A 253-nucleotide genomic window follows, 5' to 3' on the forward strand; every position below is an offset into this window, starting at 1 on the left:
TTTCTGGTCGGTGACAGCCTGGAGGTGATGACACCAAACGGTAATGTCACCTTTACGCTGGAGCACATGGAAAACCGTAAATCCGAAACCATCGAAGATGCCAAAGGCAGCGGGCATTTCGTGTTTATTCCTGTTCCGGAAGATCTTGCGCTACCGTTCGCGTTACTGATGCGCAATCTGGAAGCCGGGGCAACCACCCGTAATCCTAACGCGGCCTGACCGGCTTCTGTTCGCCACCGTATTGCTGATCCTC

At 53.8% G+C, this 253-nt stretch carries 1 protein-coding gene; it reads left to right on the top strand.

All coding sequences use genetic code 11. From position 1 onward, the window contains the following. Window positions 1-219: U32 family peptidase C-terminal domain-containing protein (locus ACYP03_RS27090; RefSeq protein ID WP_459782817.1), on the top strand; the 219-nt coding region annotated here is incomplete at its 5' end. Between the last annotated feature and the right edge of the window lie 34 nt (window positions 220-253).

It is taken from the genome of Photobacterium sp. R1, assembly GCF_054600795.1.